General features: G+C 66.0%; 19 protein-coding genes. 7 read left to right on the top strand and 12 right to left on the bottom strand.

From position 1 onward, the window contains the following. Positions 1-36 precede the first annotated feature (36 nt). Complete coding sequence (locus ACIGJC_RS21380; protein WP_483714175.1) at positions 37-1,347, top strand: MFS transporter; 1,311 nt, start codon at positions 37-39, stop codon at positions 1,345-1,347. A gap of 18 nt (positions 1,348-1,365) precedes the next feature. Here ACIGJC_RS21380 and ACIGJC_RS21375 read toward each other — a convergent pair whose 3' ends face one another. After that, positions 1,366-1,998 carry a CDP-alcohol phosphatidyltransferase family protein gene (locus tag ACIGJC_RS21375; RefSeq protein ID WP_483714174.1) on the bottom strand — a complete coding sequence of 211 codons (633 nt, stop codon included), beginning with the start codon at positions 1,996-1,998 and terminating at the stop codon, positions 1,366-1,368. A gap of 11 nt (positions 1,999-2,009) precedes the next feature. Beyond that, on the bottom strand, positions 2,010-2,300 hold the full coding sequence (locus ACIGJC_RS21370; RefSeq protein WP_483714173.1) for an antibiotic biosynthesis monooxygenase family protein: 291 nt from the start codon (positions 2,298-2,300) through the stop codon (positions 2,010-2,012). Between the two features lie 153 nt (positions 2,301-2,453). On the opposite strand from ACIGJC_RS21370, the gene ACIGJC_RS21365 reads away from it, so the two are divergent. Both ACIGJC_RS21365 and oxlT read left to right on the top strand, forming a co-directional pair. Then, entirely contained in the window at positions 2,454-4,403 is a 1,950-nt protein-coding gene (locus ACIGJC_RS21365; RefSeq protein WP_483714172.1) for an ExeM/NucH family extracellular endonuclease, read from the top strand. Between the two features lie 667 nt (positions 4,404-5,070). Beyond that, the gene (oxlT, locus tag ACIGJC_RS21360) at positions 5,071-6,390 is read left to right on the top strand and encodes an oxalate/formate MFS antiporter (RefSeq protein ID WP_483714171.1); all 1,320 of its coding nucleotides are present in this window, start codon (positions 5,071-5,073) and stop codon (positions 6,388-6,390) included. Between the two features lie 93 nt (positions 6,391-6,483). Here the strand turns inward: oxlT and ACIGJC_RS21355 are convergent, their stop codons facing one another. The 7 genes from ACIGJC_RS21355 to ACIGJC_RS21325 all read right to left on the bottom strand — a co-directional run bounded on the left by ACIGJC_RS21355 (position 6,484) and on the right by ACIGJC_RS21325 (position 15,453). Further along, the gene (locus ACIGJC_RS21355; protein ID WP_483714169.1) at positions 6,484-6,945 is read right to left on the bottom strand and encodes a DUF2127 domain-containing protein; all 462 of its coding nucleotides are present in this window, start codon (positions 6,943-6,945) and stop codon (positions 6,484-6,486) included. 89 nt (positions 6,946-7,034) lie between these two features. After that, positions 7,035-7,466, bottom strand: a complete 432-nt coding sequence (locus ACIGJC_RS21350) for a hypothetical protein (protein WP_483714167.1) — start codon at positions 7,464-7,466, stop codon at positions 7,035-7,037. 174 nt (positions 7,467-7,640) lie between these two features. Next, the gene (locus ACIGJC_RS21345) at positions 7,641-8,198 is read right to left on the bottom strand and encodes an SRPBCC family protein (protein WP_483714166.1); all 558 of its coding nucleotides are present in this window, start codon (positions 8,196-8,198) and stop codon (positions 7,641-7,643) included. Between the two features lie 104 nt (positions 8,199-8,302). Next, on the bottom strand, positions 8,303-9,793 hold the full coding sequence (locus tag ACIGJC_RS21340) for an efflux transporter outer membrane subunit (RefSeq protein WP_483714165.1): 1,491 nt from the start codon (positions 9,791-9,793) through the stop codon (positions 8,303-8,305). An 11-nt stretch (positions 9,794-9,804) separates the two neighbouring features. Next, entirely contained in the window at positions 9,805-12,996 is a 3,192-nt protein-coding gene (locus tag ACIGJC_RS21335; RefSeq protein ID WP_483714164.1) for an efflux RND transporter permease subunit, read from the bottom strand. Positions 12,997-13,117: 121 nt separating this feature from the next. After that, positions 13,118-14,350: an efflux RND transporter periplasmic adaptor subunit gene (locus ACIGJC_RS21330; protein WP_483714163.1), complete on the bottom strand. Its 1,233-nt coding sequence runs from the start codon at positions 14,348-14,350 to the stop codon at positions 13,118-13,120. Between the two features lie 179 nt (positions 14,351-14,529). Next, positions 14,530-15,453, bottom strand: a complete 924-nt coding sequence (locus ACIGJC_RS21325; RefSeq protein ID WP_483714495.1) for an alpha/beta hydrolase — start codon at positions 15,451-15,453, stop codon at positions 14,530-14,532. Positions 15,454-15,810: 357 nt separating this feature from the next. On the opposite strand from ACIGJC_RS21325, the gene ACIGJC_RS21320 reads away from it, so the two are divergent. The 3 genes from ACIGJC_RS21320 to ACIGJC_RS21310 all read left to right on the top strand — a co-directional run bounded on the left by ACIGJC_RS21320 (position 15,811) and on the right by ACIGJC_RS21310 (position 17,835). After that, a complete protein-coding gene (locus tag ACIGJC_RS21320) occupies positions 15,811-16,752 on the top strand; it encodes a LysR family transcriptional regulator (protein WP_483714161.1) in 942 nt (313 codons plus the stop codon). A 99-nt stretch (positions 16,753-16,851) separates the two neighbouring features. Then, positions 16,852-17,397, top strand: coding sequence for a superoxide dismutase family protein (locus ACIGJC_RS21315; RefSeq protein WP_483714160.1), 546 nt, complete (start codon positions 16,852-16,854; stop codon positions 17,395-17,397). An 18-nt stretch (positions 17,398-17,415) separates the two neighbouring features. After that, positions 17,416-17,835, top strand: a complete 420-nt coding sequence (locus ACIGJC_RS21310; protein WP_483714159.1) for a hypothetical protein — start codon at positions 17,416-17,418, stop codon at positions 17,833-17,835. Between the two features lie 7 nt (positions 17,836-17,842). On the opposite strand, the gene ACIGJC_RS21305 is transcribed toward ACIGJC_RS21310, so the two are convergent. Both ACIGJC_RS21305 and ACIGJC_RS21300 read right to left on the bottom strand, forming a co-directional pair. Then, a complete protein-coding gene (locus ACIGJC_RS21305; protein ID WP_483714158.1) occupies positions 17,843-18,928 on the bottom strand; it encodes a mechanosensitive ion channel family protein in 1,086 nt (361 codons plus the stop codon). Positions 18,929-19,037: 109 nt separating this feature from the next. Continuing rightward, entirely contained in the window at positions 19,038-19,643 is a 606-nt protein-coding gene (locus ACIGJC_RS21300; RefSeq protein ID WP_483714157.1) for a J domain-containing protein, read from the bottom strand. A 263-nt stretch (positions 19,644-19,906) separates the two neighbouring features. On the opposite strand from ACIGJC_RS21300, the gene ACIGJC_RS21295 reads away from it, so the two are divergent. Beyond that, on the top strand, positions 19,907-20,875 hold the full coding sequence (locus ACIGJC_RS21295) for a threo-3-hydroxy-L-aspartate ammonia-lyase (RefSeq protein WP_483714156.1): 969 nt from the start codon (positions 19,907-19,909) through the stop codon (positions 20,873-20,875). Positions 20,876-20,942: 67 nt separating this feature from the next. Here the strand turns inward: ACIGJC_RS21295 and phaP are convergent, their stop codons facing one another. After that, entirely contained in the window at positions 20,943-21,473 is a 531-nt protein-coding gene (gene phaP / locus ACIGJC_RS21290; protein WP_483714154.1) for a TIGR01841 family phasin, read from the bottom strand. Positions 21,474-21,798: the final 325 nt, after the last annotated feature.

Below are 21,798 nucleotides of genomic sequence, written 5' to 3'. Positions count from 1 at the left end.
GGGCGCCGGCAAGCGCCCCTGACAGAGAGAAACCCCATGTTCGCCCAGGCAATTTCCAGCCGGCTCGACCGGCGCGGCATCCACTATGCGTGGCTCATCGCCGCCGTCACCTTCCTTGTCATGTTGACCACGTCGGCCGCGCTTGGCTTGCCCGGTGCGTTCCTCAAGCCGCTGACGCGCGAAATGGGATGGAACACGGACCAGATTTCATCGATCCTGGCCTTCCGTTTCGCGCTGTTCGGATTGATGGCCCCATTCTCGGCGATCCTGATGGAGCGCTTTGGCGTGCGCAACGTAGTCTGCGCAGCGCTGGCGCTGATTGCCGGCGGCATGGCGCTGGCCACCGTCGTCACACAATTGTGGCAGTTGTTCCTGGCATGGGGCGTGATGCTCGGCATCGGCTCCGGCATGACCGCGCTGGTGCTGGCGGCCGTCGTTGCCAATCGCTGGTTCAGCGCGCGGCGCGGTCTGGTGATCGGCCTGCTCACGGCCAGCTCGGCAACCGGCCAGCTCGCGTTCCTGCCGGCCGCCGCCTGGCTGATCGAACACATGGGCTGGCGCGTGGCCGTGCTGCCGGTGCTGGTTGGCTGCGCGGTACTGGCCGTGCTGGTGTTCGCGCTCATGCGCAACCGCCCCGCCGACGTCGGTCTGGCCGCATTCGGGGAGGTGCCCGCCGCGGTCGCCGTTGCCCCTGCCGCACCGCCCGCCCCGCTCACGCTGCGCGGCCCCTTCGTCGTGCTGCGCGAGGCCATGCGCAACCAGGCGTTCTGGGTGCTGGCCGGCACCTTCTTCATCTGCGGCCTGTCCACCAACGGGTTGATCCAGACCCACTTCATCGCGCTCTGCGGAGACTTCGGCATGGGCCCCGTGCCGGCCGCCTCGGCGCTGGCCATGATGGGCGCGTTCGACTTTGTCGGCACCATCCTGTCGGGCTGGCTGTCGGACCGCTATGACAGCCGCAAGCTGCTGTTCTGGTACTACGGGCTGCGCGGCCTGTCACTGCTCTGGCTGCCGCATTCGACCTTCACGCTGTACGGCCTGTCGATCTTCGCGATGTTCTACGGACTGGACTGGATCGCCACCGTACCGCCCACGGTCAAGCTGGCCGCCACCGCTTTCGGCCGCGATCGTGCGCCGATGGTTTTCGGCTGGATCTTTGCCGCCCACCAGATCGGCGCGGCCACCGCGGCGTTCGGCGCGGGCCTGAGCCGTACCCTGCTGCTGACCTATACGCCGGCGCTGTATGCCGCGGGCGCAGCGTGCTTCGTCGCGGCGCTGCTGGCACTGTTCGCCAGGCGTGCCGCGACATCAGGCAATGCGGCCGCGCCGCAAGCCGCTAACGGCTGAGCGCGGCGCGCCACAGCGTCAGAACTTGGGGATCCTCAGGGTCTTGCTGACCATCAGCGACCCCGACAGCGCGAACAGCAGCACCAGCGGGTGCAAGTCCGCCGGGCCGATGGTCCATGAACCGCCGGGCAGCGCCACGTCGAGGCGTTGCTGCGCGGCGCACCAGGCCAGCACGCCGGTCAGCAGCACACTGGTGGGAATCGGCGTGCCTTCGAAATACTTGACCTTGTCGCTGCCGGCCGACAGCGTTTCCGCGGTGACGTTGAAACGCGCGAGCCGGCTGACGCCGCAGCAGACAAAGAAGATCAGCACCGCCAGGTCCCAGCCGCCGCGCATGCCGGCGGCAAACGCCAGCGTGGCCGGGCCGACGCCGAACGAGATGATGTCGGCCAGCGAATCCAGCTCGCGCCCGAGCGCCGAATGCTGGTGCCGCCAGCGCGCGATGCGCCCGTCCAGCACGTCGAAGATGAAGGCCAGCGGCGCCAGCGCGGCCGCCGTGAGGAAATGCGACGGCGTCGGCGTGGCCACGTAGAACATGGCGAAGAACACCGATGCCATCCCGCAGGCCGCATTGCCCAGCGTGAACACGTCCGCAAGCTGCAGCTCGCGCAGCATGGAGAAATGGCGGGGCCGCTCGTGAGGCGTGGGCATCGGGGGCCGGCTCAGAGAACCTTGGATACGTGGCCGACTTGCGGCGGCGCCGCGAAGCAGTCGCTGACGAGAGCGCGCCACTCCTGGAATTCAGGCGCTTCGCGGAAATGCACCATGTGGTTTTCGACCGTTTCCCATTCGACCACGAGCGTGTATTGCTGCGGCTGCTCGATCGAGCGGAACAACTGCACGCCATGGCAACCGCGCGAACGCAGGAACAGCGGCCTGGCCTTGCCCACGCCCTCCTCGAACTGGCTTTCGCTGCCAGGCTTGACGGTGATTTGCGCGATTTCCTTGATCATGATGTCCCTGTGTGTGGTTGGGGGGCTGCCGACGCGTGCCGGCGGGATGACACTACCTTAGCACGATCAAGCGCGCGGGTCGTGTGGCCGCAATCCTTTCGTTACTCGCGCACCGTAGCATCGCGGCTTACGTTGAATCCGTGAGGAACCGCCATGTCGATGAAACCGCTGAATGCCATGAAGGCCGGACTGTTTTTCGCCGGCCACGCCACCTTTGCCCTTGCTGCTGCCGCGCCATGCGGTGCGCCGTCCACCTTCATTGCCGACGTGCGGGCGGCATCGGCCACTTCCCCGCTGGCGGGCAAGCTGGTGGAGATCGAGGCGGTGGTCACGGCCGACTACAGCGGTCCCGATGGGTTCATGGGCTTCTTTGTCCAGCAGGCCGACGCGCAGCGACAGCATCGAGCGGGCGTATCCGAGGGCCTGTTCGTCTACGCGCCGCGCTACGCTGCGCGCGCCGGCGACCTGTTGCGGCTGGCCGGCACCGTGGAGGAGCGCTACGGACAGACCCAGTTGGCCTTGTCGGGCTTGCCATCGGTCTGCGCTTCCGGGCGCTCGGTCACGCCGGCCAGTCTCGCGCTGCCCTTCCCCAACGACATGTCACCGAGGGCGCTCGAGGGGATGCTGGTCACCGTGCCGCAAACGCTGACCGTCAACGACACGCATGACCTGGGCCGCTATGGCAGCCTGCTGCTCGGACACGGGCGCCTGCACATTCCCACCGCAGTCGCCGCGCCGCGTGAAGGTGCCGCGCAGGCTGCGGGAGACAATGCCTTGAACCGGCTGGTGCTCGACGATGGGTCCAGCCAGCAGAACCCCGCGACCGTTCCTTACCCCGCGCCGGCACTGAGCGCCGCAAACCCGGTGCGTGCCGGCGACACCGTCAACGGCCTGCGCGGCGTGCTGGAGAAACGCTACGGCAACTGGCGCGTGCAGCCTCTGCCCGGTGCGGCGCCGATCCGCTTCACTTCCGCCAATCCACGCCAGCCCGCCCCCACACGCGCCGCCGGCACCGACGTGCGCGTCGCCGCGTTCAACGTGCTCAACTACTTCAACGGCAATGGCCAGGGCGGCGGCTTCGATGCGCCCGACAACCGTGGCGCACGCAACGCGGCCGACTTCGCGCGACAGGAAGCCAAGCTGCTCGCGGCACTGCGCGCGCTCGACGCAGACGTGATCGGCCTGATGGAAGTGGAGAACAACGGCTTTGGTCCGCGTAGCGCCGTGCAGCGCCTTGCGTCCCAACTAGGCCCGGACTGGCGCGCCGTCGAACCCGGCACGCCAAGGCTTGGCCTGGATGCCATCTCGGTCGCGCTGCTCTATCACCGGCGCACCGTGATGCCGCTTGGCACGCCGGCGACCACAGTGCTGGAAGCACGCAGCCGGCAACCACTCGCGCAGACATTCGCGCCAGTCGGCAATCCCTCGCGGTCATTCACCGTCGCGGTCAACCACCTCAAGTCCAAGAGCTGCGCGGATGCCGAGGGACCCGAGCGCGACCAGGCCGACGGCCAGGGCTGCTGGAACGCGGCCCGCTCGCGCGCGGCCCGGACGCTGGCCGGCTGGCTCAAGACCGCGCCGACCGGCGTCGCTGCCGAAGGCACGCTGGTGATCGGCGACCTCAACAGCTACGCCCGGGAAGAGCCGATCCGACTGCTGGCAAGAGAGGGATACGAAGACATGGTGGCAAGGCTGGCCGGACGCGACGCCTACACCTATGTATTCGATGGACAGGCGGGCTACCTCGACTACGCGCTGGCCGACGGTGCCCTTGCCAGGCGCATCCGGAGCGTCAGCATCTGGCATATCAATGCCGACGAACCCGCGGCCTTTGCCTATGCGCAAGCATATCGCAGCGCTGCCCAGCAGCAGCGCTACTACGCGCCGGATGCCTGGCGTGCGTCCGACCATGACCCCGTGCTGGTGGACCTGTCCTGGCGCGAGTCCGCGCCCGACAACGCATCCGCCCAGGGCGGAGGCGCCAATGCCGTAGCCGAGCCCGAAGGCGGCGGCGGCAGTGTCGGCGCCGCCGCGCTGCTGGCCATCGTGCTCGCCGCCAGTACGGCGCTCGTCATACCGGCGCTGCGCCGCCGGTCCATGTGAGAGCCGATCGCCGAAATACCAAGAGAAAACCCCAATACAACTTCACAAAAATATAATCCAATAATCAATCGAACCACATCACAGCTTTATATTTCCATCCGCGCAATACGTGTCGCCGATTCGTGGTGGAGTCGGACACGCGCCTCAGCCCGCACGCCCAGCCTGCGGGCTTTTTTTTTTGCGCAGCGGTTCATTCCGGACACGCTTCAATCGCCTTTTCCATAACATCTCCTAATAAATACATTCATATAAACACATGGATGTCTCTTTTACCTTGACTTACATGATATATCACATACTGTGTATCCCAATGCCGGGCGCCAGGCGCTCCGGCACAAGGGAAACATGACAATTCTGTCATCTGGCGATAAGCAAGCAATTTTTCGGAGGTACGAACAGACATTGATCCAGCCACTTATCCGAAACCAGATCGGTCGATCTGAAAAATCCCTTTTTATCCATTTTCGGCAGCCGGAACATATACCGGAGAGCCAGGGTATTTTCACGTCCTGAAAATGCAGAAATACCCAAACCGATAAGCCGATGGAACAGGAGACATGAAAATGACAGCGACCCACGCCAGACCCCGGAATTCCGCCTGCCGATGCAGACCCGCGCCATTGAACCGCCTGAATCAACCTGAATCAACCGATGCCAGGAGCGCGCAATGAATAATCCCTCGGCAGCAGCCCTGCGCCCGCAGCAGGGTTCCGAACGTACGCGCTGGATGCAGCTGTTGGTCGGCGTCGTCTGCATGATCGCCACGGCGAACATCCAGTACGCGTGGACGCTGTTTGTCCCGGAGATCCAGGAGACCTATGGCTGGTCCCGCGCCAGCATCCAGATTGCCTTTACGGTGTTCGTGCTGGTCCAGACCTGGCTCGCGCCGATCGAGGGCTACTTCATCGACAAGTTCGGCCCGCGCATGATGGTCGCGTTCGGCGCGATCTTCATCGGCGCGGCGTGGATCATCAATTCACAGGCCACCACGTTGATGGGGTTCTACATCGGCGCGGCCGTCGGCGGTCTTGGCGTTGGCTCGATCTACGCGACCTGCATCAACAATGCGCTCAAGTGGTTCCCGGATCGTCGCGGCCTCGCCGTGGGCCTGACGGCAGGCGGCTATGGCGCGGGCTCCGCGGCAACGATTCTCCCGATCGCGGCAATGATCGAGTCGTCCGGCTTCCAGCCCACCTTCCTGTTCTTCGGCATCCTGCAAGGATCGCTCGCCTTTGTCGCGGCATGGTTCCTGCGCTCGCCCAAGGCCAATGAAGTCAGGGCGTCGCAGAAGCTGGTCCAGGCCACGCGCGACTACACGCTCAAGGAAGCCATGAGCACGAAGCTGTTCTGGCTGATGCTGGTGATGTTCGTGCTGGTTGTCACCGGCGGCATGATGGCCGTCGCGCAGCTCGGCGTCATCGCGAAGGACCTCGGCGTGAAGGAGTTCAAGGTCGACCTGCACTTCTTCGTAATGGCCGCACTGCCGCTCGCTCTGATGCTGGACCGCATCATGAACGGCATTTCGCGTCCGCTGTTCGGCTGGGTCTCCGACAATATCGGCCGCGAGAAGACTATGGTCATCGCGTTCACGCTGGAGGGCCTGGGCATCATCGCGCTCGGGTACTTCGGCAGCAATCCGTATGCGTTCCTGATCCTGTCCGGCGTAGTGTTCCTGGCCTGGGGCGAGGTGTATTCGCTGTTCTCGGCGCTGGCCGGCGATGCGTTCGGCACCAAGCACATCGGCAAGATCTACGGCGTGCTCTACACGGCCAAGGGCATCGGCGCGCTGTTCGTCCCGATCGGCAACCTCCTGATGGAGGCCACCGGCACGTGGTCAACCGTGCTTTACACGGTCGCCGCCATGGACCTCACCGCCGCGTGCCTGGCCATGATGGTCCTGCGCCCGGTACTGGCGGCGCACGTGGCCACGGCAAGGGGCCTCCATGCGAAGGAGACCGCCGCAACGGGTGCGCAGGTTCCGGCCTGACACGCGCGGCATCTCGGCGTCGCAATGAAAGAGCGGGCGTCTTCGGAAGCCCGCTCTTTGGCCTGGACCGGCTTGTTCCCCGGCCTTCGGCTGTCAGGATTGGACTTCGTGGCGCGCCAGTCCCTTGACGAGGTACAGCACAACCAGCAGGTTCGCCACAGCCAGGCCTGCATGTATCCAGGTCGGATGCACGAGCGCTTCGTAGAGTTCCAGGGGCAGGTAGATGCCGCCGGAAAACACGCCCAGCCAATTGCCCCAGGCCAGCCGGTGCCACAGTCCCCACGCTTCGGCAAAGCGCATCAGCGCGTACACCGCAGCCGAGCCGCCGATGGCCCACAGGCGCGCATCGCTCGGGTGCGAAAGCAAGGCCAGGAAAATCGTCGGGTAGCGGCTGGCCGGGTTGACGTGCAGCCGCATGATGATCGATTCGGCCAGCGCCTGCGCATCACGGTGGAGAAACGCTACCAGACCCAGGCCAGCCACGATCACCAGCGCGCCTTTGGCCGCTTCGAACAGCGCAATGGTCCTGAGGCCGAATATGTCCTGCTTCGCCATGACGTGGCTCCGGGGTGGGTTGTGATCCGAGGCCTGTATTGTGCAATACGGGCCGCCCCGGACACCACTGCCGTGGCCATGCGCGCGCGTCAGCGTGCGTACTCGCGCTCCTGCATCGGGCCATCCGCTTCAATGCCGCCGTTCGCTTCCAGCGGGCCATCGACGGAAATGGGCCCGTCGACATTGAGGTCGCCCTTGATCACGAGGTTGCCATGCACCGTCAGCGGTCCGTTGAAGACCTTGAGATAGCCCGCCGCATAGGGCAGCCCCCGCACCGTGGCGGGGCCGGAAAAAAAGGCGGCGGACAGCGGGCCGCGCGCATGCACCCGTCCCGCGACGATCAGCGTGCCGTGCACGGTCACCGGCCCGCGCACATGCGCTGATCCGCCCACGGTGATCGATCCGGTTTCCTGCGGCTGGGCCCGCAACGCCGTGGCTGCACACAAGGCCAGCGCCGCCGCCAGTGCCAGGCTCACAGCGCGTACCTGTACGGCATGCATCGGAAGATGGAGGGTTCTCATTTGGCGTTTTCGGGTCACCACGTCATCACGTCACGCCGCACCGCAGACCACCAGCCAGCCGCGCAACGGAGCCGGCAATGTGATCCCTGCGGACTGCGGCCGGCCGCGGCCGGCTAGGAGGGTAATTTCAACTTAGTGCGGATCCTGGCGCGGCGCAAGGCGCGTGGCGCCCGCTCAACGCGAGGCTTCGAGCTTTGCCTTGAGCCGCCTCACGGCTTCCGCCGATTCCGCCTCGATGCGCGGGCGCAGCATCAGGCGGTTGAGCAGGACGAACAGCAAGGTGGGCGACTGGTAGCTGAATTCCCGCTCGAAGCGCGTGCTTTCCTCGCTCGGCGTGAGCGAAGGCGTCAGGGCCGGGGTCAGCGTATAGGCAACCGTGCCGGCCTTGCGTCCAGCGATCTCGCCTTCGATCCGCCACGCCCGGGGCGGATCGCTCTTCGTCACGGTCCACACCACCACGCCGCTGCGTCCCGCCACCACGAAGGTCTCGGTCACGCGCTCGCCGGGTCGCAGCGAGTGATCGGTGGCACCCGCCACGCCCAGCGAAGACGGGTGCCACGCCGGCCAGTTGCCCGGCGTGGACACGTAGTCGAACACCGCCGCCGGCGGCCGCGCAATCACGACCTCATTGCGAATGCGCGTGGTGTCGGCCCACGGCAGTGGCACGAACAATGCCGCAGCGCCCGTGGCGGCTGCAATCAGGATCCAGAACAGCGTCTTGTGTCGTCGCATGGAGGCGTGAGGCCCACGCACGTTCGGTGGCGTGGCGCATTGCTTTCAGTGTAGTGAACCGATTGCATCGCGCCACCCCGCCGCCTCCGGGACGACCGCCGCTGTCAGCGCGCGGAAGCCACCGCTTCGGATGCCGGAACGGGCCCCCATCCTCCGCCCAGGCTGCGCACCAGCGCCACCGTGGCCGCGGCCCGCAATCCAGCCACGGCGTTGGCGTCGCGTTGCGATTGCAGCACCGTCCGGTCGGCGTCGATGACCGTCAGGTAGTCCACCGCACCCGCGTCATAACGGCTGCGCGAAATACGCTGGGCCCGCCTTGCGCCAGCCAGTGCGCCGTCGAGCGCCGTGGATTGCTGGCTGAGCCAGCGGACATCGGCCAGGCTGTCTTCGACTTCCCGGAACGCCACCAGCACGGTCTGCCGGTAGCGCGCGACGCTTTCCTCATGCCCGGCACGCGCGCCGGCCAGGTTGGCGCTGTTGCGGCCACCGTCAAACACCGTTTGCGCGATCGTCGAGCCCACGAGCGGTCCGAGCGCCCACGTGCGCGACGACCACTTGAACAGGTTCGACAGGTCCGCCGACTCGAAGCCGAACAGCGCCGTCAGCGAAATGCGCGGGAAGAACGCAGCCTTCGCGATGCCGATGCGGGCATTGGCCGCCGACATCTGCCGCTCCGCCGCCGCGATATCGGGACGGCGTTCGAGCAGTTCCGACGGCAGCCCCGCGGGCACGGCCACTGGTGCGGTGTCGAACGGCTTCGCGGCCAGGCCGAACTGCGACGGCGACACGCCGGTCAGCACGGCCAGCGCATGCTCCTGGTTGGCGCGGCGGCGCTCGACGCCGGCCAGGTCGGCGCGCGCCGTGCCGAGTTCGGCTTCGGCGCGGGCTGGGTCCAGGTCCGTCGTCTCGCCCGCCTGGTAGCGCTTGCGCAGCAACGACAGCGCATCTTCACGCAATTGGATCGTAGCGTTGAGCAGTTCGCGTTCGCTGTCGAGCGTACGCAGCGCGAAATACGCCTGCGCCGTATCGGCCTGCAGTGCGAGCTGCACCGAGCGATACAGGTCCTCGGCGCCCTGCTCTTCGGCGCGCGCCGCGTTGACGCTGCTGGCCACGCGGCCAAACAGGTCCAGCTCGTAGCTGGCGAATGCACGGGCCTTGAGCACGGTTTGCGGTGCGACACGGGTGCCGTCCGGCAGCCCCTGCGATGCCGCCGACGGTTGCGCGCGGGTCGGGTCCAGGCCCACGCTCAGTTGCGGATACAGGTCCGCTTCCGTGGCGCCGGTGAACGCGCGCGCCTGCTTGAGCCGCGCCGCCGCGGCGGCAAGATCCTGGTTGTAGGTGTTGGCCGCTTCAATCAGCCGGTCCAGTTCGGCATCGCCGAAGATCTTCCACCAGTCGCCGCGATGCTGGCCTTCGGCCGGCGCCGCGGTCTTCCACTGCGCGCCTTCGGTGGCCGCGGCATCGGCCTCCTTGAAGGTCGCGGCGGTGGGCGTCTCGGGCACCTTGTAGGTCGGCGCCAGCGAGCAGCCCGCCAGCACCAGCGCTGCGGCCAGTGTTGCCAACCTTGGCAGGTATTGCGTCATCACGTTATTCATATCGATCACCATCACTCTGCGGACGGCACGGCGTGCGAGGCCGATGCACTGTTTTCCAGGGCTTCGCGGCGCTGCTTGCGCGTGGCCAGCAGGCGCAGCGCGACATAGAACACCGGCGTCAGGAACAGCCCGAAGAAGGTCACGCCAAGCATGCCGGCGAACACGGCAACGCCCATCGCGTGGCGCATTTCGGAGCCGGCGCCGGTCGACACCACCAGCGGCACCACACCCATGATGAACGCGAACGAGGTCATCAGGATCGGGCGCAGGCGCAGCCGGCTGGCTTCGATCGCGGCCTGCACCACGGTGCGGCCGTGGTGCTCCAGCTCGCGGGCGAACTCCACGATCAGGATCGCGTTCTTCGCCGACAAGCCGACCAGCACGATGAAGCCGATCTGCGTGAAGATGTTGTTGTCCCCACGCGTGAGCCACACGCCCGTCATGGCGGCCAGCAAGCTCATCGGCACGATCAGGATCACCGCCAGCGGCAGCGTCAGGCTTTCATACTGGGCGGCCAGCACCAGGAACACCAGCAGCACGCACAGCGGGAAGATCCACACGCCCGCGTTGCCAGCCAGGATGTCCTGGTACGTCAGTTCGGTCCACTCGAAGCCGATGCCCTTCGGCAGCGTCTCGGCGGCAATCCGCTCCGCCGCGGCCTGCGCCTGGCCCGACGAGAAGCCCGGGGCCGGGCCGCCGTTCATGTCGGCCGCGGTAAAGCCGTTGTAGCGGCTCACGCTGTCCGGGCCGAAGCCCTGCTTCACCTTGACCAGCGACGACAGCGGCACCATCTCGCCACTCGTGCTGCGCGCCTTGAGCTGCAGGATGTCCTCGGCATGCTGGCGGAACTGCGCGTCCGCCTGCACCTTGACCTGGTACGTGCGGCCGAACTTGTTGAAGTCGTTCACGTAGGCCGAGCCGAGATAGGTCTGCAGCGTCTCGAACACGTCGGTGACCGGCACGCCAAGCTGCTTGGCCTTGGTGCGGTCGAGCTGGACGTCGAGCTGCGGCACATTGACCTGGTAGTTGCTGAAGATGCCGGCCAGTTCAGGCGTGGCGCGTGCCTTGCCCATGAAGGCATTGGTGGCCTCGAACAACGCGTCATAGCCCAGTGCGGCACGGTCCTCGATCATCATCTTGAAGCCGCCGATCGTGCCCAGCCCCTGCACCGGCGGCGGCGGGAACACGGCGATAAACGCGTCCTGGATCGAGCCGTACTGCTTGTTCAGGTCCGCGGCGATCGCGCCGCCAGACAGCGCCTTGCTCTTGCGCTTTTCGAACGGGTCCAGCGTGACAAAGACGATGCCGGCGCTGGGGCTGTTGGTGAAGCCATTGATCGACAGGCCCGGGAACGCCACCGCGGATTCCACGCCCGGATGCTTGAGCGCGATGTCCGACATGCGGCGGATCACATCCTCGGTCCGGTCCAGCGTGGCGCCATCCGGCAGCTTGGCGAAGCTGACCAGGTACTGCTTGTCCTGCGCCGGCACGAAGCCCTTCGGCACCATCTGGAACACGCCCCAGGTGGCCACCAGCATCACCGCATACACGCCGAAGACCGAGCCTTTGCGGCGGATCACGCCCTTCACGCCGCGGCCATAGCTGTCGGAGCTGCGGCCGAAGAAGCGGTTGAAGCGCGCGAAGAAGCCGCCGAACACCTTGTCCATGCCGCGCGTGAGCCAGTCCTTGGGCGCGTCGTGGCCCCGCAGCAGCAGCGCGGACAGTGCCGGCGACAGCGTCAGCGAGTTGAAGGCCGAGATGATCGTCGAGATCGAGATCGTCAGTGCGAACTGCTTGTAGAACTGGCCCGTCAGGCCGGTCATAAACGCCAGCGGCACGAACACGGCGATCAGCGTCAGCGCGATGGCGATGATCGGGCCGCTGACTTCACGCATGGCCTTGTACGTTGCCTCTTTCGGCGACAGCCCTTCCTCGATGTTACGCTCGACGTTCTCCACGACCACGATCGCGTCGTCGACCACGATGCCGATTGCCAGCACCAGCCCGAACAGGCTCAGCGCGTTGATCGAGAAGCCGAATGCATGCATCAGGCCGAACGTGCCGACGATTGACACCGGCACCGCCAGCAGCGGGATGATCGATGCGCGCCACGTCTGCAGGAACAGGATCACCACCAGCACCACGAGCAGGATGGCCTCGAACAGCGTATGGACCACGGCCTCGATGCTGTGGCGCACGAACTGCGTCGGGTCATAGACGATGCTGTAGTCCACGCCTTCCGGCATGTTTTGCTTCAGCTCCTCCATGGTCTTGCGCACATCGTTCGAGATCTGGATTGCGTTCGAGCCAGGGGCCTGGAAGATCGGGATCGCCACCGCGGACTTGTTGTCCAGCAGCGAACGCAGCGCGTATTCCGAGGCGCCGAGTTCGATGCGGGCGATGTCCTTCAGGTACGTCACCACGCCATCGGGCGAAGTCTTGACGATGATGTCGCCAAACTCCTCCACGGTCTGCAGGCGTCCCTGCGCGTTCACCGACAGTTGCAGGTCGGTGCCGGGCAGTGTCGGCGACTGGCCGATCACGCCCGCCGCCACCTGCACGTTCTGCTCGCGAATGGCCTTGACCACGTCCGACGCCGACAGGTTGCGCTCGGCGATCTTCTCCGGGTTCAGCCAGACGCGCATGGAATAGTCGCCCGAGCCGAACATCTGCACCTGGCCCACGCCCTGGATCCGCGCCAGGCGGTCCTTCACGTTGATCAGCGCGTAGTTGCGCAGGTAGGTCATGTCGTAGCGGTCGTTCGGCGAGACCAGGTGGACCACCATGGTCAGGTCCGGCGAACTCTTGACCGTGGTGATGCCCAGGCGGCGCACGTCTTCAGGCAGGCGCGGCTCGGCCTGCGACACGCGGTTCTGCACGAGCTGCTGCGCCTTGTCCGGGTCGGTGCCCAGCTTGAAGGTCACGGTCAGCGTGAGCGAGCCGTCGCTGTTGGCCTGCGAGTTCATATACAGCATGTCCTCGACGCCGTTGATCTGCTCTTCGAGCGGCGTGGCCACGGTCTCGGCGATCACCTTCGGGTTGGCGCCGGGGAACTGCGCGCGCACCACGACCGAGGGCGGCACCACTTCCGGGTACTCCGAAATCGGCAGCTTGAACATCGAGATGGCGCCGATCAGGAAGATCAGCACCGACAGCACGCCCGCGAAGATGGGGCGGTCGATAAAGAATTTCGAGAGATTCATCTTGGTTCTCGGCCTGTTTTTGGGCAAGAAGCCCCCCTGGCGGCCCGCCGTGGCGGGCGCCATTCACATCAGGGGAAGCGAATGCGAGGGACTGTTTGTAGCGGGGGACTTCCCGGCCTGCTTAGCTCACTGGCTTGCCTTCTGCCTCGGCGGACGCCTGCTTGCGGTCAGGCGCGGAAGCCCGCGGCTCCAGCTCGCTGCGGAACGCCATCGACACCGGCTTCGGCGCCACCGTATCGCCTGGGCGCACACGCTGCAGGCCGTTCACGACGACGCTCTCGCCCGGCTTCAGGCCCTTGCGGATCACGCGCAGCCCTTCATAGGTCGGCCCGAGGTCCACTTCGCGATACGCCAGCTTGTTGGCCTGGTCGAGCACCAGCACGAACTTCTTGCCCTGGTCGGTGCCGATGGCGCGGTCGTTGATCAGCACGGCATCGTGCGGGGCGCCGCCACCCAGCTTGACCTTCGCATACAGTCCCGGCAGCAGGCGGCCGTCCTCGTTGTCGAACACGGCACGCACGCGGATGGTGCCGCTGCGGGTATCGAGCCGGTTGTCGACCGAATGGATCTTGCCCTCATGCGGATTGCCGTCCTCGTTGGCCAGCCCCAGGAATACCGGCAGGCCATTCTTTCCGCCGCCGGCGCCGGGCGCGGTGTAGCGCAGGTAGCTTTGCTCGTCCACTTCGAAGCTGGCGTATACCGGCGACACCGATACCACCGTGGTCAACGGCGGCGACGCGGTGCCGGCCGCAACGAGGTTGCCAACCGTGATTTCCGCGCGCGATACCTTGCCCGTGACCGGCGCCACGATGCGCGTATAGCTCAGGTTCAGCCTCGCCACTTCCAGCGCCGCTTGCGCGCCGCGCACGTCGGCCGAGGTCTCGCTGGCCGCGTTGATGCGCTCGTCGAACTCGCGCCGCGAGATCGCATTGTCGTCGAGCAGGCGCTGGGCCCGGGCCTTTTCCGTCTGCGCGTGCGCAGCGCGCACCTGGGCCGCGGCGACCGCGGCTTCGGCCTTGGCCACTTCGGCGGCATAAGGACGCGGGTCGATGGTGAACAGCGGGTCGCCCTTCTTCACGATCGAACCTTCGCGGAAATGCACGGTTTCGATCGTGCCCGAGACGCGCGGACGAATCTCCACGCGGTCAACCGCTTCGATGCGTCCGGAGAACTCGTCCCATTCGGTAATGGTCTTGCCGACCACGCTCGCCACTTCGATGGTCGGGGCCGGCGGCGGCGTATTGGCATGCGCCTCGCCGCCATGCCACGGCCGCAGCATGGAGGTGGCGACGCCGGCGCCGAGGACGATCACGATCGCCATCGCGATCCACGTGCGTCGATTCTGGATACTCATTTTTCTTCACTCCTGTTGCGGGTTTTCTTCAACTGGGAAAGCAAAAGCGCGAACGCCGCCCACCGGGCCGCAAATTGCGGTCCGGAACTTGTCGGACAGATCAGCAAGTCTGTTTGCCGGATGCCGCGCAGTTCTTCCTGGCGGCATCGGTACCGGCTGGCGGTGTTACCCGGAAGGCCTCAGCCGGCAGGCTCGTTCCGGGTCCGGCTTTCGCGCCGGGATGAGGTGTCGTCGGCCGCGGCCAGACATCGCCGCAGGAACCGCGCACCTTCGTCGACCCACGACTGACAATCCTCGTGGGACTCTTCTACCCCGTCGCCACAGGCGCCGGGCATGATCATGGCCTCGGCCGGCACGCCGGCCTTGGCAAGGCGCCCCGCGAAGGCTTCGCCTTCGGCACGCAGCGCGTCCACTTCGGCTACCTGCACCAGTGTGCGCGGCAGCCCTGCCAGGCGCGAGGCCAGCGCCGGCGCGGCATACGGATGCACGCTGGCGGCCGGCGTCGGCAGGTATTCTCGATAATTGCAGGCCAGCCGCTGCAGGGTTTCCAGCGGCACCTGCCCGCCAGCCGTGCACGACGCGTGCTGCAGGCACGGGTCCGTCACGGGGCGGATCAACCATTGCCCCCGCGGCTGCGCGGCGCAGCGGTCGCGCAACATTTGCGACAGCGCGATCGCCAGGTTGCCGCCGGCTTCCTCCCCGACCAGCGCGAAGCGGGTCTTGTCCACCTTCAGCCGGCGCGCGTAGCGCAGCACCCATTCCACGGTGCTGAACGCGTCTTCGGGCGCGGCCGGGAACGGATGATCGGGCGCCAGAGAATACGCCGGCGTCACCACCACCGCGGGCACCGACGCCGCCAGCGACTGCACCAGCTGCCGGGTCTTCTCCAGGCCACCGTCCACAAACCCGCCGGCGTGCAGGTACACCAGCCACGGCAGCAACGCGCTGCCTTCGGCGGCCAGCCCTGGATAGCCCGGCGGGTAGCAGACACACACCGAGATCTCGCGCTCGCCACTGGCGATCCTGTGTTCCACGACGCGCGCCGACCCGTTGCCTTGAGCCGGCGGGGCGGCGGGTGAACGTTGGCTGGGCGACTGGGACATGGGCACCTTGGCGGGCGTGCCGAAATCCATTGGCACGCCTATCATGTGTTGCGATGGAACGGATTATGGTGATTGACGCCGATGGGATAAAGCGAGGGATTGCCAACGCACTGTTCCGTGTTTGGAATAATCGGCCCGCCGAGACCCCACGGATGACAAGGTCTTGGAAAATGTGATTCACTCCCGCTCTCGCGGTTGCGCCTCCCTGTCGGGCGCAGCCGGCCAGCGCCCCAGTCGCAGGCGCCGGGCAGCCAGTCACACCGCCCGACGCGCCTATCCCCGGCGGCCAGCCCGCATAGCGTCAGTCAGGTCGCCCCGTTCGGCGAGCCCTCAGGAAACATTGGTCGGAAGCACATCATGGATCGTCTCGTCTCAATGCAGGCCTTCACCCGGGTGGTCGACATGGGCAGCTTCGCGCGTGCCGCCGATTCGCTCGACCTGCCCAAGGCCACCCTCACCCGCCTGATCCAGAACCTGGAGACCCACCTGGGGGTCAAGCTGTTGCACCGGACCACGCGGCGCATCAGCGTGACCAGCGACGGCGCGGCGTACTACGAGCGCTGCGTGCGCATCCTGGCCGATGTGGAAGAGGCCGAGCAGTCGCTGACGCGCCATAACAAATCGCCCAAGGGCACGCTGTCGGTCGACACCACCGCCGCGCTGGCCCGGCTCGCACTGATCCCGAACCTGCAGGAGTTCTTCACGAGCTATCCGGAACTGAAGCTGGACCTGACCATCAACGGCAAGCCGATCGACCTGCTGCAGGAAGGCGTCGACGTGGTGCTGCGCGTGGGCGCGGTGGACGAATCGATGGTCGCGCGCCGTGTCGGCCAGCTCAAGCTGGCGTTCTACGCGTCGCCGATCTACCTGAACCGCTTCGGCACCCCGCACGAACTTGCCGACCTGGCCCAGCACAAGGCCGTGAACCACCTGTCCAACCGCACCGGGCGCGAATGGCCATGGCAACTCACGCGCGGCCGGGAAAGCACCGAGATACTGCTGCCCTCCGCGATCTCGACCAATGATGGCGAAATCTATGTCGAGTGCGCGGTGGCCGGGCATGGGCTGGCCTGCCTGTCGCGCGTCATGGCGGAACCCTACGTGGCCAGCGGCCGCCTGGTGGAGGTCTTGACCGACTGGCAGACCGAAGAGCTGCCGATCTCCGCGATGTACCCGCAGAACCGCCACCTGTCGGCCAAGGTCCGGGTCTTTGTCAACTGGGTCGCGGACATCTTCGCGCGGCATCCGCATTTTGGTGCCGCGCCGCAGCAAAGCCCCGTCTCGCAGCTAGCCGCATAAGACCGTCCGACCGTCCGATAAGCCGCTCAACGAGCGCCCGTGCGCAGGCGTCGCATCCTATACTGTTTCTTCCGCAATAACGTCAAAGGGAGAGTTCCGATGAAACGCGCACTTTTCGGCCTGGCGGCCACCGCAGCGGTAGCGATGACGCTGGCGGGCTGCGCCGGTACGGGGATGACGGCCAGTGGTGGCGGCGGTGCCAAGGCCACCGCGGCGCTCACGCCGAAGAGCGGCACCAGCACCGGCGGCACGGTCACCTTCACCCAGCAGTCTGGTGGCGTGATGATGGTGGCGTCGGTCACCGGCCTGCCGCCCAACACCACGCATGGCTTCCATGTGCATGAAAAGGGCGACTGCTCGGCGCCCGACGCGATGAGCGCCGGTGGGCATTTCAATCCGGCTGGCAAGCAGCACGGGCAGATGAGCATGCCGGACCACCATGCCGGCGACATGAACAACCTGACGGCCGACGCGAGCGGCAATGCGCGCGCGAGTTTCCTGCTGCCTGACCTGACCGTCGGCGCCGGCCCGAACAGCGTCATCGGCCGCGCCGTGGTCGTGCACAAGGACCCGGACGACTACAAGACGCAGCCGACCGGAAATGCGGGGGGACGCATTGCTTGTGGGGTAGTGGCGGCGTCCTGAGCCTGGACGACCCGCTGCATGGGCCGGCGCATCGCTGATTCCGCCATCGCGCCGGCCGGGCGTTTTGGCCTTACCATAGCGGGCCATTGCCGATTCCCTGTCATGCCCCGCCCGCTCCGCCAACTCCTGCTTTGCCTCACTGCCTGCAGCCTCGCGCTTGCCGGCAATGCGTACGCCACGGACATCGACTGCGATCCCGCTGCAGCCCCGGCAAGCCAGATGCCATCGCACCGCCTGATCTGTGAATCCGCGCTGTTTTCCATGGGGTATCAACGCATTTATGCCGATCAGCAGCGGATGCTCAAGGCGGGGCAACTGAGCGAAACGGATATCACCGCATTCCGTGCGAAGCGCGATGGCTGCAAGTCGGCCGCGTGCCTGGACACGGTGTTCCGGGAATGGAAGGCAAACGCCGCCAACGCGAGTCGCAAACCCTGACGTATGCTCAGGCCTCGCTGAAGGCGCGAGCCGGCATGGCGGCCTGCGCCTCGGCATCGCGCTCGAAGCGCAGCCGCGGCAGGTGTTCGGGGAACTCGCGCTGCATGAAGTCGATCAGCGCTTCGCGGATGCGGCAGCGCAGGTCCCACGCCAGCCCCGACGAAGCCGCGGTGCACAGCACGCGTAGCTGCATGGTGCGCTCGGTGGCGTCGGTGACGACCAGGTTGAAGAAGCGCTGGTCCCACTCCGGCGCGGCGTGCACGACGCGCTCCAGTTCCTGGCGCAGCGGTGCCAGCGGCATGCCGTAGTCGACGTGCAAAAAGACCGAGCCCATGATCTGCGCGCTGTTGCGCGTCCAGTTCTGGAATGGCTTCTCGATGAAGTACTGCAGCGGGACGATGAGCCGGCGCTCGTCCCACAGCCGCATGACGACGTATGTCCCCGTGATTTCCTCGACGCGGCCCCACTCGCCTTCGACGATCAGCACGTCATCGAGCCGGATCGGCTGCGTCAGCGCGAGTTGCAGCCCCGCGATCATATTGCTGAACACGGGCTTGGCCGCGAAGCCCGCGATCAGCCCGACCACACCGGCTGAAGCAAGCAGACTGGCCCCGACCTGTCTCGCCCCAGGGAAGGTCATCAGCAGCATGGCCGCACCCATGACGATGGCGAGTGTCATGGCAATGCGCGACAACACGCGCGTCTGCGTGTGGATGCGCCGCGCGCCCATGTTGTCCACGACATCGACCGGGTGCCGGTCCATCACGCCCTGCGCGAAGCCGGCGATGATGCGGACCACCAGCCATGTCGTCGCCGCGATCATCAACAGGCCATTGAGATGGCGCACCGTGTCGATCCAGCGCAACTCGTCCGGCGCCGCCTGCCACACGGTCTGCAACGCCAGCAACGGCAGCACGACGATCGACGGCGCGCGCGCTTTCCTGACGATCGCATGCAGCACCGGCGCCGGCCGGGTCAGGCGCAACAGCAGCAGTCCGCCCAGGCGATGCACGATCAGCGCAACGAACACAGCGGCCACGGCGGCTGCCCATGTGCCAAACCAGGGGTGTGCGAGGAGGAATCCAATATCCATCGGTCATCCTTGAACAGGCTGGGAAATGCGCGGAGAAATGCGCGCGGAGAAATGCGCGGAGAAGCGTCCGGAACGGTGTTCGGAAAGGCTGGCGGCGCTCAGCCTGGCGCTAGGAGCGAATACCGAACAAGCCCTGCCAGAACGACTCGAACGCGCCCGGTTGACGATCGCTTCGCCTGGCGTCTTCCGCCTGTGTCGCTGCGGCAGCCGGTTCCTCCGGAGCCATCTCCGGCTCGTCAGCGTCAGCGGCCTGCGCATGCGCTTTGCGCGACTCCTGCAAGGCCCATACGCTGTCCGCGATACGCGCGGCAAGCTCGGCCTCGCAATCCTGCCCAAGCAGCACGCCGAAGAGGACATCGCGATTGTGGCCATTACCGGCAAAGCGCATTGCCATCGCGACCATCTTCTCGTAATGCTCCTGCGCGATACGCTGGGCTTCGCGCTGCGCCGCCTGCTCCTGCGCTTCCTGCTCCGCGTGCTCGGCCTGCCAGCGGCGCATCTCCTGCGCGAATACATCGTCGTAGACGCGCCGTTGCTCGGCGTCGGAAAGAATGGCGTAGGCGTCGCGGAGTTCCTGGAAGGCCGCATGCGCCTCGGCCTCGCGGCCAGGATTGCGGTCAGGGTGCCACTTCATGGCGCCACGGCGGTAGGCGCGCTTGATCTCGTCCAGGGTAGCGTCCGATTCGACGCCGAGGGTTGCGTACAGGGTGGTCATTGGCCGAGGGGGGCGGCGGCTGCGGAAGGGTTCATCCTAGCATGCGATATCGAGGATACCCCGCGCCACAAGGGCGCATTCACCCCCAAGCAGTCCCTGAACTGCCTCAGGCGCTACTTCGCGTGGTGGCAACGCATCCGAAGTGACTCAATTCCACCAATCTTGACGGTTATTCCAATAATAGACATACTGTTTAAATCCAATCTGCGCAACGCCACATGGCCACTCGCTCAATCCCCGCTACCCGCTGAACGGAACCTCCCATGACCACACCGGATCTCCCCACCTACGCCGACGTCGAGGCCGCGGCCAAACGGCTGGACGGCGTCGCGCATCGCACGCCGGTCAATACCTCGCGCACGCTCGATGACAGGCTCGGCGCCCAAGTGTTCATCAAATGCGAGAACTTCCAGCGCATGGGCGCCTTCAAGTTCCGCGGCGCCTACAACGCCCTGTCGAAATTCAGCCCCGAGCAGCGCCGCGCGGGCGTGGTCGCGTTTTCGTCGGGCAACCATGCGCAGGGCATCGCGCTTTCTGCCCGCTTGCTGGGCATTCCCGCGACGATCGTGATGCCGCACGATGCGCCCGCGGCCAAGGTGGCGGCCACCCGGGGCTACGGCGCCAACGTCGTGAGCTACGACCGCTACACCGAAGACCGCGAGGCCATTGGGCGGCGCCTGGCCGGCGAACATGGATTCACGCTGATTCCGCCCTATGACCATCCGGACGTCCTGGCCGGACAAGGCACCGCGGCACGCGAACTGTTCGAGGAAGTCGGCGCGCTGGACGCGCTGTTCTGCCCGCTGGGCGGCGGCGGGCTGCTGTCCGGCACGGCGCTGGCGACGCGCGCGCTGGCGCCGCAATGCAAGCTCTATGGCGTGGAGCCCGAAGCGGGCAATGACGGCCAGCAATCGTTCCGCAGTGGTTCGATCGTGCATATCGACACGCCGAAGACGATTGCCGATGGCGCGCAGACCCAGCACCTGGGCGAGTACACCTTCGCCATCATCAAGCGCGATGTCGACGATATCCTGACCGCGACCGATGCCCAGCTGGCAGAGGTGATGAAGTTCTATGCGTCGCGCATGAAGATGATCGTCGAGCCCACGGGCTGCCTGGGCCTGGCAGCGGCCCTGCAGCAGACGGATGCGCTCAGGGGCAAGCGGGTGGGCATCCTGATCAGCGGCGGCAATATCGACCTCGAGCGCTTCTGCGAACTGGTCTCCGCGTGAACGCTGCAGGCCGGTGCGATCCGGCCTGGCGTCATCGACTGGCGAGCGCCAGTCCGGTTGCCTGGGGTCAGGCCTTGTCGGAGGCGCCCCGGTTTGCCGCGGCGGCAAGATTGTTGCGCGCCACGTCGGTCATCTGCTTCGAGATGGCCTGGGCCGAACGATAGGTGTTGCCGGCGGCGTCAACCGTCGACTGCAGCAGCGCGGAGATCGCTTCCGATCCTGCCGGTGCGTTCTTCACGAAGGTGTCGACGAAGGCCTGCAGGTTGCGGTGATTCTGTTCGTATTGCTCTTCCACCGCGCGGGCCAGTTCGGCCTGCGCCTGCGTGGCGATCTCGCAAACCTGGCGCGCATAGGTGATGGCCTTCTCGGCCGCTGGCTGGGCCACGCCGCTCTGCACCGCAAGCACATCCCTCAGGTCTTTGCCGGCCAGCACGGCCTTCAGGTTCTCCTGGCCTTCGGTCAGCGCCGTTCTGGCGGTCTGCAGGTTCAGTTCAGTGAGTTTCTGGAAGCCGTCGATGGTCGACCTGGACATCATGGCCAGATTGGCCAGGTTGGACTTGTGGAGTGCCGCAAACTGATCGGACGTGAAGGCGGACATGCGTGGTTCTCCTTGAGAGCGACCGGCCAGAAAGGCGCCATGTGCCGCCATGGCGTTCTGACCGAAGTTGAATTTCCTCGACCACGGCGCGTCGGTCAGAGGCGCGCCGCATCGAGGAGGGAGAGATTAGAGGAATCTCTCTAAGTTCATCCCTAGGTAGTTACCCAGTACCGGTCGGTTTTGAAGATGTTTTGTGCCTTATACGTCATGTATCAAACATTTTCTTACGGAAATTTGTGCAATGCGAGACACCGGCGTCGCTCAGTCACCACAGGGGAAAACCCTCTGATCCTGCATTGACCTGCTGCAACTGCGTAACGGCGCC

It is taken from the genome of Cupriavidus sp. C3SS-1 (genome assembly GCF_057073755.1).
This window is presented reverse-complemented; position numbering and strand designations above follow the sequence as displayed.